General features: G+C 74.0%; 17 protein-coding genes. 8 read left to right on the forward strand and 9 right to left on the reverse strand.

Features of this window, described 5'->3' with window-relative positions; all coding sequences use genetic code 11:
- Positions 1-4: 4 nt before the first annotated feature.
- Positions 5-829 carry an MOSC domain-containing protein gene (locus tag ACI789_RS17390; RefSeq protein WP_457010620.1) on the forward strand — a complete coding sequence of 275 codons (825 nt, stop codon included), beginning with the start codon at positions 5-7 and terminating at the stop codon, positions 827-829.
- 103 nt (positions 830-932) lie between these two features.
- On the opposite strand, the gene ACI789_RS17395 is transcribed toward ACI789_RS17390, so the two are convergent.
- Together ACI789_RS17395 and ACI789_RS17400 are read right to left on the reverse strand one after the other, a co-directional pair.
- A complete protein-coding gene (locus tag ACI789_RS17395; RefSeq protein ID WP_457010621.1) occupies positions 933-1,679 on the reverse strand; it encodes an alpha/beta fold hydrolase in 747 nt (248 codons plus the stop codon).
- A 26-nt stretch (positions 1,680-1,705) separates the two neighbouring features.
- Complete coding sequence (locus ACI789_RS17400) at positions 1,706-2,059, reverse strand: nuclear transport factor 2 family protein (protein WP_457010622.1); 354 nt, start codon at positions 2,057-2,059, stop codon at positions 1,706-1,708.
- An 81-nt stretch (positions 2,060-2,140) separates the two neighbouring features.
- On the opposite strand from ACI789_RS17400, the gene ACI789_RS17405 reads away from it, so the two are divergent.
- Positions 2,141-2,938, forward strand: a complete 798-nt coding sequence (locus ACI789_RS17405) for a MerR family transcriptional regulator (RefSeq protein WP_457010623.1) — start codon at positions 2,141-2,143, stop codon at positions 2,936-2,938.
- 66 nt (positions 2,939-3,004) lie between these two features.
- On the opposite strand, the gene ACI789_RS17410 is transcribed toward ACI789_RS17405, so the two are convergent.
- The 4 genes from ACI789_RS17410 to ACI789_RS17425 all read right to left on the reverse strand — a co-directional run bounded on the left by ACI789_RS17410 (position 3,005) and on the right by ACI789_RS17425 (position 4,927).
- Positions 3,005-3,622: a superoxide dismutase family protein gene (locus ACI789_RS17410; RefSeq protein WP_457010624.1), complete on the reverse strand. Its 618-nt coding sequence runs from the start codon at positions 3,620-3,622 to the stop codon at positions 3,005-3,007.
- A 194-nt stretch (positions 3,623-3,816) separates the two neighbouring features.
- Positions 3,817-4,179, reverse strand: coding sequence for an STAS domain-containing protein (locus ACI789_RS17415; protein ID WP_457010625.1), 363 nt, complete (start codon positions 4,177-4,179; stop codon positions 3,817-3,819).
- Positions 4,083-4,565: a hypothetical protein gene (locus tag ACI789_RS17420; RefSeq protein WP_457010665.1), complete on the reverse strand. Its 483-nt coding sequence runs from the start codon at positions 4,563-4,565 to the stop codon at positions 4,083-4,085. Before ACI789_RS17420 ends, ACI789_RS17415 begins: the two co-directional genes overlap by 97 nt.
- On the reverse strand, positions 4,469-4,927 hold the full coding sequence (locus ACI789_RS17425) for a response regulator transcription factor (RefSeq protein ID WP_457010626.1): 459 nt from the start codon (positions 4,925-4,927) through the stop codon (positions 4,469-4,471). The genes ACI789_RS17420 and ACI789_RS17425 overlap by 97 nt, the downstream gene beginning before the upstream one ends.
- A gap of 50 nt (positions 4,928-4,977) precedes the next feature.
- On the opposite strand from ACI789_RS17425, the gene ACI789_RS17430 reads away from it, so the two are divergent.
- Positions 4,978-5,439 carry a Fur family transcriptional regulator gene (locus tag ACI789_RS17430; RefSeq protein WP_457010627.1) on the forward strand — a complete coding sequence of 154 codons (462 nt, stop codon included), beginning with the start codon at positions 4,978-4,980 and terminating at the stop codon, positions 5,437-5,439.
- Entirely contained in the window at positions 5,436-7,652 is a 2,217-nt protein-coding gene (gene katG / locus ACI789_RS17435; protein WP_457010628.1) for a catalase/peroxidase HPI, read from the forward strand. The genes ACI789_RS17430 and katG overlap by 4 nt, the downstream gene beginning before the upstream one ends.
- Before the next feature lie 334 nt (positions 7,653-7,986).
- Here the strand turns inward: katG and ACI789_RS17440 are convergent, their stop codons facing one another.
- Positions 7,987-8,931 (reverse strand): AraC family transcriptional regulator, encoded by a 945-nt coding sequence (locus tag ACI789_RS17440; protein WP_457010629.1) that lies wholly within the window; start codon positions 8,929-8,931, stop codon positions 7,987-7,989.
- A gap of 168 nt (positions 8,932-9,099) precedes the next feature.
- Here ACI789_RS17440 and ACI789_RS17445 point away from each other — a divergent pair, with 168 nt between their 5' ends.
- The 3 genes from ACI789_RS17445 to catA are packed head-to-tail and all read left to right on the forward strand — an operon-like array spanning position 9,100 to position 12,350.
- Positions 9,100-10,344, forward strand: coding sequence for a cytochrome P450 (locus ACI789_RS17445; RefSeq protein WP_457010630.1), 1,245 nt, complete (start codon positions 9,100-9,102; stop codon positions 10,342-10,344).
- 1 nt (position 10,345) lies between these two features.
- Positions 10,346-11,479 carry a 2Fe-2S iron-sulfur cluster-binding protein gene (locus ACI789_RS17450; RefSeq protein ID WP_457010631.1) on the forward strand — a complete coding sequence of 378 codons (1,134 nt, stop codon included), beginning with the start codon at positions 10,346-10,348 and terminating at the stop codon, positions 11,477-11,479.
- 10 nt (positions 11,480-11,489) lie between these two features.
- Positions 11,490-12,350, forward strand: a complete 861-nt coding sequence (catA, locus tag ACI789_RS17455; RefSeq protein WP_457010632.1) for a catechol 1,2-dioxygenase — start codon at positions 11,490-11,492, stop codon at positions 12,348-12,350.
- A 93-nt stretch (positions 12,351-12,443) separates the two neighbouring features.
- Here catA and ACI789_RS17460 read toward each other — a convergent pair whose 3' ends face one another.
- Positions 12,444-13,499, reverse strand: a complete 1,056-nt coding sequence (locus tag ACI789_RS17460) for an LLM class flavin-dependent oxidoreductase (protein ID WP_457010633.1) — start codon at positions 13,497-13,499, stop codon at positions 12,444-12,446.
- Between the two features lie 150 nt (positions 13,500-13,649).
- Between ACI789_RS17460 and ACI789_RS17465 the strand changes: the two genes are divergently transcribed.
- Complete coding sequence (locus tag ACI789_RS17465) at positions 13,650-13,844, forward strand: VOC family protein (protein ID WP_457010634.1); 195 nt, start codon at positions 13,650-13,652, stop codon at positions 13,842-13,844.
- Positions 13,845-13,925: 81 nt separating this feature from the next.
- Here the strand turns inward: ACI789_RS17465 and ACI789_RS17470 are convergent, their stop codons facing one another.
- A complete protein-coding gene (locus tag ACI789_RS17470) occupies positions 13,926-14,351 on the reverse strand; it encodes a hypothetical protein (RefSeq protein ID WP_457010635.1) in 426 nt (141 codons plus the stop codon).
- Between the last annotated feature and the right edge of the window lie 205 nt (positions 14,352-14,556).

A 14,556-nucleotide genomic window follows, 5' to 3' on the forward strand; every position in this document is an offset into this window, starting at 1 on the left:
ACCCATGCCCGTCGTTTCGCGCTTCTCGACGACCCCCGTCAAGGGCACCGCCCTCCACCACCCGACCGGCCTGACGCTCACCCGGAACGGCGTCGAGGACAACCGGCGGTTCTACCTCGTCGATGCCCGGCACCGGCTGGTCAACGGCAAGCAGCACGGGCCACTGGTGCGGCTCACCGCGCAGTACGACCAGCAGCGGGGACACCTGTCCCTGCAGGTCCCCGGTCGCGAGCCTTTACGGGGGACGACGACCGATCTCGGCGATCCGGTCGTCACCGACTTCTACGGCCGCGAGGTGGCCGGTCACCTGGTGACCGGCCCCTGGTCGGCGGCCCTCACCGAGTTCGTCGGCGAGCCGGTCCACCTGGTCGCCGCCGACACCCCCGGCGACGCGGTCGACGTGCACCCGGTGACGCTGGTCTCCTCGGCCACCATCGAGCACCTGCGCAGCGTCACGCCCGGTGGCGAGCGGTTGGACCACCGGCGCTTCCGGATGCTCGTCGAGGTGGACGGGTGCGGGGTGCACGAGGAGGACACCTGGGTGGGCCGGCGGGTCCGGCTGGGCGGGGCGACGGTCCGGGTGGTCGGCCCGGTCCCCCGCTGCGTGGTCACCAACGAGGACCCCGACAGCGGAGCGGTCGACTTCAGCACCCTCAAGGCCATCGCGCGCTACCGCGGCGAGCTGGCGACGGACCTCACCACTCCGGTCGCACACCTCCCGGACAACGGCGCGGTGATCTTCGGCGTGTACGCCACCGTGGAGGACCCGGGACCGGTCGGCGTCGGCGACCGCGTCGAACCGGTCGCGGCGGAGGCGACCGTCTCCTGACCGTCACTCCGTCCGCGCCCCTGCGGGGGGTGCGGACGGAGTGCACGGCGCTCCTCCCCGGAGCTCCGCTCGTCGCGTCAGGGAGGTGCCGGGCCGCTGGGGATCAGGCGGCCGTCGCGCGGGCGGCCTCGTCGATCAGCTGCGCGACGACGTCGGGACGGGACACGGTCACGGCGTGGGAGGCGTCCACCTCGACGACGTGCGACGACGCCCGCTCGGCCATGAACCGCTGGGCCCGGGCCGGGACGGCCAGGTCCCGCAGCGTGACGAGGGTCCAGGACGGGATGGTCGTCCAGGCCGCCGTCCTCGCCTCGTCCGCCAGCGCGTCGCCGGTGATCGGCCGCTGTGTGACGGCCATCAGCTCGGCGACGTCCGTCGGCACGTCCGCGGCGAAGACCGCCGGGAACTGCTGCTGGTCGATGTAGAGGTCGTCGACGGTCTGCCCGCCGGGACCGCGGACGGGTACCGGGCGCAGCGCCGGCCCGAGCTCGTTGCCGGGGTACTTCCCGGCCAGCTCGGCGGTGCTCTCCCCTGCCTCGAGCAGGAAGCTGGCCACGTACACCAGCGCCGCCACGCGCGGGTGCCCGTCGGCCGCCTCGCTCATCACGCTGCCGCCGTAGGAGTGGCCGGCGACGACGATCGGCCCGTCGACGCCGTCCAGGACGTCCCGCAGGAGATCGGCGTCGCCGTGCAGAGCGCGCAGCGGGTTGGCCACCCCGATCACCGGATAGCCGTCCCGCCGGAGCCGGGCGATCACGCCGTTCCAGCTCGACGAGTCGGCGAAGGCCCCGTGCACGAGCACCACCGTGGGCTTCGCGTCCGTGCGGGGCTCTTGCGTGCTGCTGGTCATCGGCTCTCCCTCTCGGTCAGCGGCCGTCAGGGGGCGATGACGAGCTCCGCGATGAGCCCGCCGTCCATCGTGAAGCGGTAGTGCAGCTCGGCGACGCCGCCGGGGAAGTCGCCCTCCAGGCGGTTGGTGGCCACCCAGCGCGCGTCGTCGACGTGCTGCGCGCCGATGAGCTCGGTCGTGTACGAGAACTCGGCTCCGGCGTTCCGCAGGAACCCGCGGATCTCGTCGGTCCCCCGGAAGGCCTGTCCCTGGTCGACGACCACGGCGGTGGGGGTGAAGGCGCGGATGGCGGTGTCGACGTCGCGGGCCACGTGGGCCGTGAGGAAGCCGCGGATCGTGGCGGGGAGTTCGCCGGGGTGGGTGCTGGTCGGTGTGGTCATGCCCCGACGGTGCGGCCTCCCGTGCCGGGAGGGTCAAGCACTGGACCCTCCCCCCGGGGGGGGGGGGTGCACAGTGCTCCGGTGCTGGCGATCGGCGAGTTCTCCCGGCTGACCCACCTGAGCGTGCGCACCCTGCGCCGCTACCACGACGCCGGCCTGCTCGAGCCCGCGGCGGTGGACCCCGCCAGCGGCTACCGGTACTACACCGCGGACCAGATCCCGACCGCCCAGGTCATCCACCGCCTCCGCGAGCTCGACGTCCCGTTGCCCGACGTCCAGCGCATCCTGCGCTCCCCCGACCCGGGGACCCGTGGCGCCCTCGTCGCCGACCACCTGCAGCGACTGGAGTCCGAGCTCGACCGCACCCGCGCGGCGGTCGCCTCGCTGCGGCGGCTGCTGCGGCCCGAGCCGGCCCCCTTGGCCGTCGAACTGCGTGCCGTGGCGGCGACCACGGTGGCCGGGGTGGAGGACGACGTGGAGCACGACCACGTCCTCGACTGGTATGCCGGCGCCATGGCCGAGCTCGACGCCGTGGTGAGGGAGCCGACCGGTCCCCCCGGCGGGCTGTACGACAACGCGCTGTTCGAGACCGGCCACGGGCACGTGCTCGTGTACCGGCCGACGGCGCACCCCCCGCGGAGCGGCCGGGTGCACCCGGTGACCCTGCCGCCCGTCGAGCTGGCCGTCGCCACCCACGTCGGCGAGCACGACGACATCGACGTCACCTACGGCGAGCTCGGCACCTGGGTGGTGGCCAACGCGCTCGCCGTGGCCGGGCCGGTGCGGGAGAGCTACCTGGTCGGCCCCCGGGACACGGCCGAACCGGGCGCCTGGCGCACCGAGATCGGCTGGCCCGTCTTCCGGGTGGCCCCGCGCTGAGCCGACGCGGAGTCGCCCCTCCAACACAGCTCGGGAGCACGCGGCCACACGAGAGCCGCAGGGACGTCAACCCTCGACCGGGGCGCACGCGATGCGGCCGCCCGCGTCGCCGGTGTTCCGGGTCATCTCGTCCGGCCCGTCGGGCGCGTAACGCTCGGGGATGTTCGCGTGGTTGTCGCTGAGGGCGTGCACCATCGCCGCGGTGCCGTCGTCGTCGGCGAGGTCGGCGAGGGTCACGGCATCGGTGACGACCGTGAGTGATCCGGCGCCCGACTCGGTGACGTACAGGGCGGGGAGGTCGCCGGGGTGCTCGCCGTGGTCGGACTCCCCGGCACCGATGTGGCCGCCTGCCGAGAGGAAGTCCCCCATCATCGACGGGTCGGACGGGTTCGCGCTGTCCGGCTCGCACACGCCGATGGCGTGCAGGTGGAACCCGTGGAAGCCGGGTGGAAGGCCGGACACCCGTACCGACACCCGCGTGCCTCCCTCCACCTCCGCCACGTCCACGGTCCCGACCTCCGTGCCCGCGGGGTCGACCAGCGTCGCGGTGAGCCCCTCGCTGCCGGCCTGGGTCTCCTCGGCGCCGGCCGCGGAGTCCGCGCCCTGCGTCTCGGCACCTCCGCAGCCCGCGACGAGGGTGATCGCACACGCGGAGACGAGGGGGATGGCGAGCGCTCGCGGCATGAGTTCCTCCTGACTGTCGACCCCCGGCTGGCGATGGCGGCCGGCGATGGCGCCGGAGCGGCCCGGCCCCGCTCCAGCCGCGGGGCGGGCCAGAGCGCACCGCGAAGGCTCCCCTGCCGCGTGGGGTGACGACAGTCGCCCACCCCCCGTCCCGTCGCATCTGCCGGTCGCGGAGGCTCCCAGCGGCGAGGTCGTCACCCGTCGTGACGACGAGCGCCGGCGCGGCGGAGGGAACGAGCCCGCCGTGGCGCGCTGACGCCGCTCGTCCTCGGCCGCGGCCACGGGCGCGCCTCACCGGCCCGCAGGCGGCACCTGGGGCGAAGGGGCGGCGGCGCGGCCAGGTCGAACAGCGGGGTGAGTCCGGAGAGCTCGAGCACCCGCGAGAACCGGCGCGTGGCACGCCGGATCTGCGCCGCGCGGCCCTCGGCACGGGCGCTCTGCGCCCACCGCGCCAGGAAGGTCAGCCCGGCGGAGCCGATGGGGGCCAGCCCGTCCACGACGACGGCGAGGACCCGCAGCCGGTCCACCGCGTGCTCACAGGCGAACCGCTGCAGCACGGGGCGTCCACCTCACCGGTCAGGTGCAGCACGTGGCCACCGGCCTCGACCTGCACCGTGATCCACCCGGTCGGCTCGTCGGCCTGGTCCCACCCCTGCTCACTCCGCGAAGGGCGCCGGTTCGGGGCCTGCCGCGGCGGAGCGCCGGACGGGAAGGCGGCGGCGCCCGGTGCGGACACCCGGGCGAGCCGCCCGCAGCTGGTCGCTCGTGCGGCCGCGGACAAGGGCCCCAGCTCCTGGGCCTCGACGACCGCCTCGAGCTGGGAGCGGATCCGGGTGAGGACGTCGATCATCTCGGCGAGCGAGCCGTCCTCCGGGAAGAGGGCCGACGCGCCGGCCTGGGTGGCGCGCACCACCCACTGCGGGTCCCGGTGGGCGGTGACCACGGCGATGACGGCGCCAGGGGCGACCTGACGGAGCCGCCGGGCGGCGACAGCCCGTCCTCGCGCGGCATCTGGATGTCCATGACGACCACGTCCGGCTGCGTCCGCTCCGCCAGGGAGACGGCCTGGGCGGCGGAGGTCGCCGTGCCCACCACGTCCATCCGCCCGCCTGCAGGGCGATGGCCGGCATCTCGGCGAAGGCGCTGGTGGTCGTCGACCACCAGCACCCGGGTGGAAACGGGAGCGAGCGGGGCGTCGTGCCGGTCGAGAGGCCGGCCGCATCGCGCGGCAGGCCCGCCACCCCGGCGCGCCCGCCGTCCGGGCGCACACCGTGGACGCCGAGGGCCGCCGACCCGACCCGCCATCCCGGCCCGGTTTCTTGACCAGCTCAAGGAACGGGGGTGAAGATGCCGGGGTGCCCGACACCGCAGACCTGGAGCGCACACTGCGCGCGGCGGGTCTGCGGGTCACCCGACCGCGCCTCGCGGTGCTGGAGGCCGTCCGTGCGCAGCCGCACCTCGACACCAAGTCGCTGATCAGCGCGGCGCGTGCCCGTCTCGGTGCGGTGTCGCACCAGGCGGTGTACGACGTGCTGCACGCGCTCGTGGACACCGGCCTGGTTCGGCGCATCCAGCCGGAGGGCTCCGACGCCCGCTACGAGGCGCGGGTCGGCGACAACCACCACCACCTGGTCTGCCGCGACTGCGGCGCCATCGCCGACGTCGACTGCGCCATCGGCGCCACCCCCTGCCTCACCCCGTCTGCCGACGCCGGCTTCGTCATCGACGAGGCCGAGGTCGTGTTCTGGGGACGCTGCCCGTCCTGCGCGGCCAGCCGTCCCCCCGCCCCCCGCACCACACAGAGAGGCACGTCGTGACCAACGAAGTCGACAAGATCCAGAGCGAGAGCACCAGCGAGAGCGAGAACCCGGCGATCCCGTCGCCGGAGGCGAAGACCGACCGCCGGCCGCGCACCAACCGCGACTGGTGGCCCAACCAGGTCGACCTGTCGGTGCTGAACAAGCCCTCGAAGGACTCCGACCCGCTCGGTGAGGACTTCGACTACGAGGCCGAGTTCGCCAAGCTGGACGTCGAGGAGCTCAAGGCCGACCTGCGCACGCTCATGCGCACCTCCCAGGACTGGTGGCCGGCCGACTGGGGCCACTACGGCCCGCTGTTCATCCGCATGTCCTGGCACGCGGCCGGCACCTACCGCATCGCCGACGGCCGCGGTGGCGGCGGCCAGGGCGCCCAGCGCTTCGCCCCGCTCAACAGCTGGCCGGACAACGCCAGCCTCGACAAGGCACGGCGCCTGCTGCTCCCGATCAAGCAGAAGTACGGCCGCAAGCTCTCCTGGGCCGATCTGCTCGTGCTCGCCGGCAACGTGGCGCACGACGACATGGGCCTGCCGACGTTCGGCTTCGCCTTCGGCCGCGAGGACACCTGGCAGCCCGAGGAGGTCTTCTGGGGTCCGGAGGACACCTGGCTCGGCGACGAGCGCTACGCGGGCGACGAGCCGCTCAACCTGGACGAGGGCCCGCTGGCCAACGTCACCATGGGCCTGATCTACGTCAACCCCGAAGGCCCGAAGGGCAACCCCGACCCGATGGGTTCCGGGCACGACATCAAGCAGACGTTCCGCCGGATGGGCATGACCGACGAGGAGACCGTCGCGCTGATCGCCGGTGGCCACACGTTCGGCAAGACCCACGGCAACGGCGACCCCTCCCTGCTCGGCCCCGAGCCCGAGGGCTGCCCGGTGCACGGCAACGGCCTCGGGTGGCAGAACCCGCAGGGCACCGGCAAGGGCGCCGACACCATCACCAGCGGCCTCGAGGGCGCCTGGACCCCGACGCCGACCCAGTGGGACAACTCCTACTGGGAGACCCTGTTCGGCTGGGACTGGGAGCTCGTCACGAGCCCGGCGGGCGCCAAGCAGTGGCAGCCGAAGAACCCCGAGGCGCAGGAGCTGGTCCCCGACGCGCACATCGAGGGCAAGAAGAACCCGCCGATGATGTCGACCGCCGACATGGCGCTGCGGGTCGACCCGGAACTGCGCGCGTACGCCGAGCGCTTCCGCGACGACCCGGAGTACTTCGCCGACCAGTACGCCCGCGCCTGGTTCAAGCTGCTGCACCGCGACATGGGCCCGAAGGTCCGCTACCTGGGACCGGACGTGCCGGCCGAGGACCTGATCTGGCAGGACCCGGTCCCGGCCGTCGACCACGAGCTCGTGGGTGAGGCCGAGATCGCCGACCTCAAGCAGCGCCTGCTGTCCTCGGGCCTCACCGTGTCGCAGCTCGTGCACACCGCCTGGTCGGCTGCGGCGTCGTTCCGCAGCACCGACAACCGCGGTGGCGCCAACGGCGCCCGGATCCGCCTCGAGCCGCAGATCGGCTGGGCGGCCAACGAGGGCGTCCGCGACGTGCTGCCGGTGCTGGAGCGCGTCAAGGCCGAGTTCGAGCAGACCGGGAAGAAGGTCTCGCTGGCCGACCTCATCGTGCTCGGCGGCAGCGCCGCGGTCGAGAAGGCCGCCGCGGACGCCGGCGTCCAGGTCACCGTGCCGTTCCACCCGGGGCGCACCGACGCCTCGCAGGAGCAGACCGACGTCGACAACTTCCGCTGGCTGGAGACGCGGGCCGACGGCTTCCGCAACTGGATCGCCCCGGGCAGCAAGATCTCCCCGGAGACGCTGCTGGTCGACAAGGCCTACATGCTCTCGTTGACTCCGAAGGAGATGACGCTGCTCGTCGGCGGCCTGCGGGTCCTGGGTGCCAACACCGGCGGCGTGCCGCACGGCGTGCTCACCGACCGGCCCGGCGTCCTGTCGCAGGACTTCTTCCGGAACCTGCTCGACCTGGGCATCTCGTGGTCCACGTCGGCCGAGGCCGAGGGCGTCTACGAGGGCCGGGACGCCGGTGGCACCGTCGTCCGCACCGCCACCGCGGCCGACCTGGTGTTCAACTCGAACTCGATCCTGCGCGGGATCGTCGAGGTGTACTCGGCCGACGACGCACAGGAGAAGTTCGTCCAGGACTTCGTCGCCGCGTGGGTCAAGGTCATGGAGCTCGACCGCTTCGACCTGCGGTAAGCACCCCCTGTTCGGACGCCCCGGACCGCTCTCCGCGGTCCGGGGCGTCCGCGCCTCCCGGGGGCCCGGTCACGGCGTCCCGCGGCCGAGTCGGACCTGCCCCTGCCAGGCGAGGCCGGATCCGAAGGCGTCTCGCAGGATCGCCCTCGCCGTGGCCGGGTCCTCGGTGGCCGCGGTCGAGCAGAGGACCGTGCCCGGGGCCGCCACGACTGGGCCCACTCCCGGCCGGCTCGTCGACGGGGGTCGTCGTCCCAGACCCGGGAGCGGTGCGGCGGCAGCCCGACGAGGCGGGACGGGGTCGTGTTCACGGGCGTCCCCTCCCGGGGTGCGGCGCCTACGTCCGGCGCCGGGCCTCCGCCGGCGAGTGCCCGTACCGACGGCGGTAGGCGGCGGCCAGGCGGCTGGCGCTCGAGAACCCCCACGTGGCGGCCACCTCGCTGACGGTGCGCGTGGGGTCGGCCACCAGGTCCGCGTGCGCCCGCTGGAGTCGGACGCCGACCAGGTACTCGGTCGGCGTGCAGCCCAGCCACTGGCGGAACCCCTCCTGCAGCCGGCGCACGCTGGTGCCGGCCACGGCCGCCATCTCGCCGGCGGTCCACGGTCGGGCCGGGTCGTCGTGCAGGCGGTCGACGACCCGCTTGACCGTGCGCGGCTGCGCGACCGCGGCCCGGCCGCCGTCAGGACAGCTGATGAGCAGCAGACCCGCCGCCAGGGCGCCGGCGAGCTGGTCGCGGACCACCGGCGTGTCCGCGAACGGGTCCGGCGCGCGCAGGTGCGCCGACAGGCCGGCCACGAGCTGTCGCCACACGAGCCCCTGGCCGGAGCTGAGGTCCAGCTGCTCCGGGAGCGGGACGCGGGGGCTCACCCGGTCGCCGGCGAGGACACGCTCGGCCTCGCGCTCGAGGAAGGCGCTGTCGAACTTGACGCCGACGACCGTGCAGGTGGCGTCCCAGTGGCTGATCAGCGACGGCGTGTCCGCTCGGAACACCGTGGCCTGACCGGGCAGCGAGGTCACCCGTCCGTGCCGGCCCCGGCTCTCGATGTGCCCGGTCAGCGGGGCGTTCACCTCGTAGGCGCGGGGGTAGTCGCACTCGATCGCGACGTCGGCCCCCCACCCCACGTGCCCGACCAGGACCGTCCCCAGGTCGAGGGTGCGCAGCGTCAGCCGCGGCTCTGAGCCGCCGCCCAGCCGGCGCAGCTCGTGCGGGAAGTACGCCTCCGCGACCACGCGGGAGGCCTGACCCCAGTCCGAGGGCCCGCGACGACGCTGTCCGGACACGCTCCGAGGTTACCCGGGCCACCGCGGGCCCTGAGACGGCGATCACAAGGCCGCCGCGCGATCGGTGCCACCGTCGCGCGATGTGTGTCGTGGCTCACCAGCGGCCGATCTAGCTTTCCGGCCAGCCACGGTCCGCCGTGGAGCTGACCGCAGTCCGGAGGAGACCTCATGACGATCACCGAACAGCCCGGCGCCGCAACGGGGCAGCGCGACCTGTCCTGGCTCGACGACGTCACGATGACCGAGCTGGAGCGCAACCCGTACCCGACCTACGAGCGGCTCCGCCGCGAGGCGCCGCTGGCCTTCGTCCCGGTCCTCGGCTCCTACGTCGCCTCCACCGCCGAGGTGTGCCGGGAGGTCGCGACGAGCCCCGACTTCGAGGCCGTGATCACCCCGGCCGGCGGCCGGACGTTCGGCCACCCGGCGATCATCGGGGTGAACGGCGACATCCACGCCGACCTCCGCTCGATGGTCGAGCCGGCGCTGCAGCCGGTGGAGGTCGACCGGTGGATCGACGACCTGGTGCGCCCGATCGCCCGCGGGTTCCTGGAGCAGTTCGAGGACGCCGGCCGCGCGGAGCTGGTCTCCCAGTACTGCGAGCCGGTCAGCGTGCGGGCCCTCGGCGACCTGCTCGGCCTCCAGGACGTCTCCTCCGACCAGCTGCGCGACTGGTTCCACAAGCTCAACCGGTCGTTCACCAACGCGGCGATGGACGAGAACGGCGAGTTCGCCAACCCGGAGGGCTTCGCCGAGGGCGACGCCGCCAAGGCCGAGATCCGCGCGACCGTCGACCCGCTGATCGACCGCTGGATCGTCGAGCCCGACGACAGCGCGATCTCGCACTGGCTGCACGACGGCATGCCGCCCGGGCAGACCCGCGACCGCGAGTACATCTACCCGACGATCTACGTCTACCTGCTCGGCGCGATGCAGGAGCCGGGCCACGGCATGGCCTCCACCCTGGTCGGGCTGTTCAGCCGGCCCGAGCAGATGGAGGAGGTCGTCGACGACCCGACGCTGATCCCCCGGGCCATCTCCGAGGGCATGCGGTGGACGTCGCCGATCTGGTCGGCCACCGCCCGCATCTCCACGAAGCCGGTCACCGTCGCCGGCGTCGACCTCCCCGCCGGGACCCCGGTGATCCTGTCCTACGGGTCGGCCAACCACGACACCGACCGCTACGAGGCGCCGACCGTCTACGACCTGCACCGCCCGCCGCTGCCGCACCTGGCCTTCGGCGCCGGCAGCCACGCCTGCGCCGGCATCTACTTCGCCAACCACGTCATGCGCATCGGCCTGGAGGAGCTCTTCGAGTCCATCCCCGTCATGGAGCGCGACACCGGCGAGGGCGTGGAGTTCTGGGGCTGGGGCTTCCGCGGCCCGACGAGCCTGCACGTCACCTGGGAGGTCTGAGATGACCCTCGCTCCTGGGACCGCCGCCCCTGAGCAGACCCACGCCGTCACCGTCGGCGACCGGCGCGTCGAGTGCGGTCCCGACCAGTCCCTGCTCGACGCGTGCCTGCGGGCCGGCGTGTGGATGCCCAACTCCTGCAACCAGGGGACCTGCGGCACCTGCAAGCTGCGCGTCCTCGACGGTGAGGTCGACCACCGCGGATCACCGGCCGACACGCTCACCGCCGAGGAGCGGGCGGCCGGCCTGGCGCTGGCCTGCCAGGCCACCCCCCGCGGCGACACCGTCGTCAGCCCTCCGACGGCCGACGGTCCCGTGCGCGGCACGCACGCGCTGCGCGACCTGGTGGCCACCGTCCTCGACGTGGAGGACGTCGCCCGCGACACCCGCCGGCTGCTGCTGGGTCTCGACGAGCCGCTGGCGTTCTCCGCCGGGCAGTACGTCGAGCTCGTCGTCCCGGGCAGCGGCGTGCGGCGGCAGTACTCCCTGGCGAACACGCCCGAGGAGGACAAGGTCCTCGAGCTGCACGTGCGCCGGGTCCCGGGGGGCGCCGCCAGCGACCGGTGGCTGTTCGGGTCGGTCGCCGTGGGCGACCGCGTGGAGCTCACCGGCCCGCTCGGGGACTTCTGCCTGCCCGACGAGGCCGACGACGCGGGCGAGCCCATGGCCTGCGTCGCCGGCGGGACCGGCCTCGCCCCGTTCGTCGGCATCGTCCGGACCGCCCTCCAGCGCCGTCCCGACCGCGAGGTCGTGCTGTACCACGGGGTCCGCCGTCCCGAGGACCTCTACGACCTCGACCGCCTCGCCGAGCTGGCGAGCAGGCACCCCGGCTTCCGGTTCGTGCCCGTGCTGTCCGAGGGGCCGGCGGACGGCGCGGCGGGCCACCGGGCCGGCTTCCCGACCGACGCCTTCGTCGACGACGTGGCGAGCGCCCGCGGCTGGTCGGGCTGGCTGTGCGGCCCGCCGGCGATGGTCGAGGCCGGGGTCAAGGCCTTCAAGCGCCGGCGCATGGCACCCCGACAGATCCACCGCGAGAAGTTCACCCCGGCCGACGCGCTGGCCACGGGGGCCGCGGAGCCCCCCGCCCCTCCCGACGACGGCCCGGCGCGGGCCGCCGCCACTCCCCCCGCCTCCTGAGGAGAACCCCGTGACCATCGTCGAGCACGTCAGCCCCACCGCGGCCGGCTCGGGCGCCAACGCCACGGCGTCCTTCCGGACCACCGCGCAGTACCACGCGGGCTCCGCCGCGGTCTCGCCGGAGCGGGTCAGCACCGTGGCCGAGGCCGTCCTGCAGGGCGTGCACGCCGCCATCCGCGAGCACGACGTGACCTATCCGGAGTTCCAGGCCGCCAAGGCCTGGCTGATCGAGGTCGGCGAGGGCGGCGAGTGGCCGCTGTTCCTCGACGTGTTCGTCGAGCACGTCGTCGAGGAGGTCGCCGCCCGCACCCAGACCGGCACCAAGGGCAGCATCCTCGGCCCCTACTACCTGCCCGGCCAGCAGCGTCTGCCGGCGCAGGCCACCCTGCCCATGCGGGAGGACGAGGCCGGCACGCCGCTGGTGTTCAGCGGGCAGGTCCGCGACGTCGACGGCACCCCGCTGGCCGGCGCCGAGGTCGACATCTGGCAGGCCGACGACCAGGGCTACTACTCCGGCTTCGCCCCGCACCTGCCCGAGGGCAACCTGCGCGGGGTCGTCGTCACCGACGACGCGGGCCGCTTCGAGATCCGCACCGTCCAGCCCGCGCCCTACCAGATTCCCACCGACGGGCCCACCGGCAAGCTGATCGAGGCCGCCGGCTGGCACCCGTGGCGTCCCGCGCACCTGCACCTGCTGGTGCGGGCGCCCGGGCACCGCACGATCACCACGCAGCTGTACTTCGCCGGCGGCGAGTGGGTCGACAGCGACGTGGCCGAGGCGACCAAGCCCGAGCTGGTCCTCGACCCGCACGACGCCGGCGACGGCACCCGGGCGGTCACCTACGACTTCGTCCTCGAGCCCGCCGTCTGACCGCTCCGTGCCCGGGCCGTGCGGCGGTGGCGCCGCACGGCCCGGGCTCCGGCCCCTGCGGTCGCGGACCGGGACCGCTCCGGGTGGCCGCGGTCAGGCCACGGAGACCGACTCCAGCTGCGGCTTGACCTCGCTGACGAACAGGTCCAGCGAGCGCCGCGCCTCGTCGAAGGTCATGTCCCCGGTCGGCAGCATCAGGACGACCCGGTCCACCATCCCCGACGCCAGGAAGCCGGCGAACCGCTCGGTGATCTGCTGCGGGGTCCCGGCACCCAGGCCGATCGACATCTCCAGCCCGGCGAGGATCGCCTTCAGGGGGGCCATCACCGCGTCCCGCTCGTCGTCGGTGATCACCACGGAGTCGAACCGGTGGGCCGACACCGTGCGCCGGCCCAGGCCGTCGGCTCCGCGGCGGGCGATCGCGACGGCCTCCTCCTCCCGGTCGGCCAGGGCGAGCAGCATCGAGCAGGCCACCTGCGGCTTCGAGCCGGGACCGTCCAGGCGGATGCGCTCACCCCGGTGCGCGTCCCAGCTCGTCACGTACTTCTCGTACGACTCCGGGTCGATGGGGCCGGGCCACATCAGGCTCATGCCGTACCGACCGGCCGTCTCGGGGCTGCCCGGGTACCAGAACGGGATGTGCTCCTGGAACGGCCGGGTGGACATCGGCATCGTCGGGAAGTCGTGGTACCGGCTGTGCTCGCTGGAGATCTCACCGGTCCGGAGCGCATCGGCGATGATCCCGAGCGTGTCGACGAACCGCTCCCGGGCGTCGCGGTGACTGCTGCCGTGCCAGGCGTGCTCGGCCGGCACGGCACCCCGCCCGACCCCGTACTCCAGCCGCCCCTCGGTGAGCTGGTCCACCACGCACATGTCCTCGATCAGCGAGACCGGGTGGTGCATCGGCAGCAGCTTCACCATCGGCCCCATGCGGATGTCGGTGGTGACCTGTGAGGCCGCCGCGACCACGAGGTCCTGGTTCGGCGCCAGGGACAGGTCGGTCCCGTGGTGCTCGGCGAAGTGCACGCTGGCGAACCCGGCCTGGTCGGCCGTCCGGACGAGCTCGAGGCGGTCGCGGAGCAGACGGTGCGTGGGCGTGCCCGGGATGCCCTCGATGTGGTCGAACAGTCCGAAGGTCGGGATCGTCATGTGGTCTACCTCACTCCTGGTCGTCGGTCCGGCGAGTGTGCCATCCCGGGCGGACAACTGTCCGCGACGACCCGAGCCGGTTTCGGCGATGACTCCTCCCGCCCACCTCGGTCGGAACAGGTGGGCCGAGCAGCCGACCGCAGAGAAGCGATGAGGACCTTGCACTTCGGCCTCCGGGTGGCCGACCGCGAGCGGTCGCTGGCCTTCTACACGGCGCTCGCCTACGAGGTCGTCGGTGAGGTGCCGGAGACCGGTCTCGGGCACCCCGGCGGCGCGCGCAAGGCGGTCTTCCACGACGGCGACGGCAACGAGGTCGGCCTCGGCGAGGTGCCCCCGCAGGGCTGAGCCCCCACGTGCGGGACGTACCGGTCCCCGGACCACTGCGTCCCGCGACGTTCGACCAGGAGCCGACCCTCCACAGGAGCTCTACCCGCGGTGCACCCCCACGGCACCGACGGCGCCGCGGAGGCCGACGCAGCCGATGCACCCCACGCAGCCGACACAGTCGACGCAGGCGATGCAGGCCACGCACGCGGCACAGCCGACGTTGGCCAGGCCGGCGAGGATGCCGGCGCTGCCGACGACGCCGGCGCTGAGAGCGACACCGGCGCTGCCGACCACCCCGGCGCTGGCGACGACGCCCGAGCTCATCGCGACGCCGGCGCTCGCCACGGTGGCCGCGCTGCCGACGACGCCGGCCGATGCGGCGCTGCCGGCACTGCCGACGACGGCCGCGCTGTGCGCGGTGCCGGCGCTGCCGACGACGGCGCTGCTGCCCGTGGTCGCGACACTGCCGACCGGCGCCGCCCCGGCCGGCGGCTCGCCACCCCGGGCCTCGGTGTCTGTGGCCACGGGTCGGGGCGTGCGGATCTCCTGCGACATGGCTGCGCCTCCTGGGTCGGTGCCGACGCCCTGGACCTGGCCACGAACGCCCCTGGACCCGGTCGGGGCCGTCGCCGGCACCAGCGTTCTGCGCGGCGGCGCAGCGGCAAGAGCCGGCGGTCCGGGGCCCGAGGTCTCGTGCCCCCTCGGCCCCGGGCGAGCGGGTGGCCGGTGT

This window comes from Geodermatophilus sp. SYSU D00965, from assembly GCF_054050075.1.

Bases quoted from the DNA above. Each gene is read 5' to 3' on its own strand.
- ACI789_RS17445 (WP_457010630.1), top strand. From the start codon at position 9,100: ATGACGATCACCGAACAGCCCGGCGCCGCAACGGGGCAGCGCGACCTG.
- ACI789_RS17450 (WP_457010631.1), top strand. From the start codon at position 10,346: ATGACCCTCGCTCCTGGGACCGCCGCCCCTGAGCAGACCCACGCCGTC.
- ACI789_RS17390 (WP_457010620.1), top strand. From the start codon at position 5: ATGCCCGTCGTTTCGCGCTTCTCGACGACCCCCGTCAAGGGCACCGCC.
- ACI789_RS17410 (WP_457010624.1), bottom strand. From the start codon at position 3,622: ATGCCGCGAGCGCTCGCCATCCCCCTCGTCTCCGCGTGTGCGATCACC.
- ACI789_RS17425 (WP_457010626.1), bottom strand. From the start codon at position 4,927: ATGGCGGGTCGGGTCGGCGGCCCTCGGCGTCCACGGTGTGCGCCCGGA.
- ACI789_RS17465 (WP_457010634.1), top strand. From the start codon at position 13,650: ATGAGGACCTTGCACTTCGGCCTCCGGGTGGCCGACCGCGAGCGGTCG.
- ACI789_RS17460 (WP_457010633.1), bottom strand. From the start codon at position 13,499: ATGACGATCCCGACCTTCGGACTGTTCGACCACATCGAGGGCATCCCG.
- ACI789_RS17395 (WP_457010621.1), bottom strand. From the start codon at position 1,679: ATGACCAGCAGCACGCAAGAGCCCCGCACGGACGCGAAGCCCACGGTG.
- ACI789_RS17400 (WP_457010622.1), bottom strand. From the start codon at position 2,059: ATGACCACACCGACCAGCACCCACCCCGGCGAACTCCCCGCCACGATC.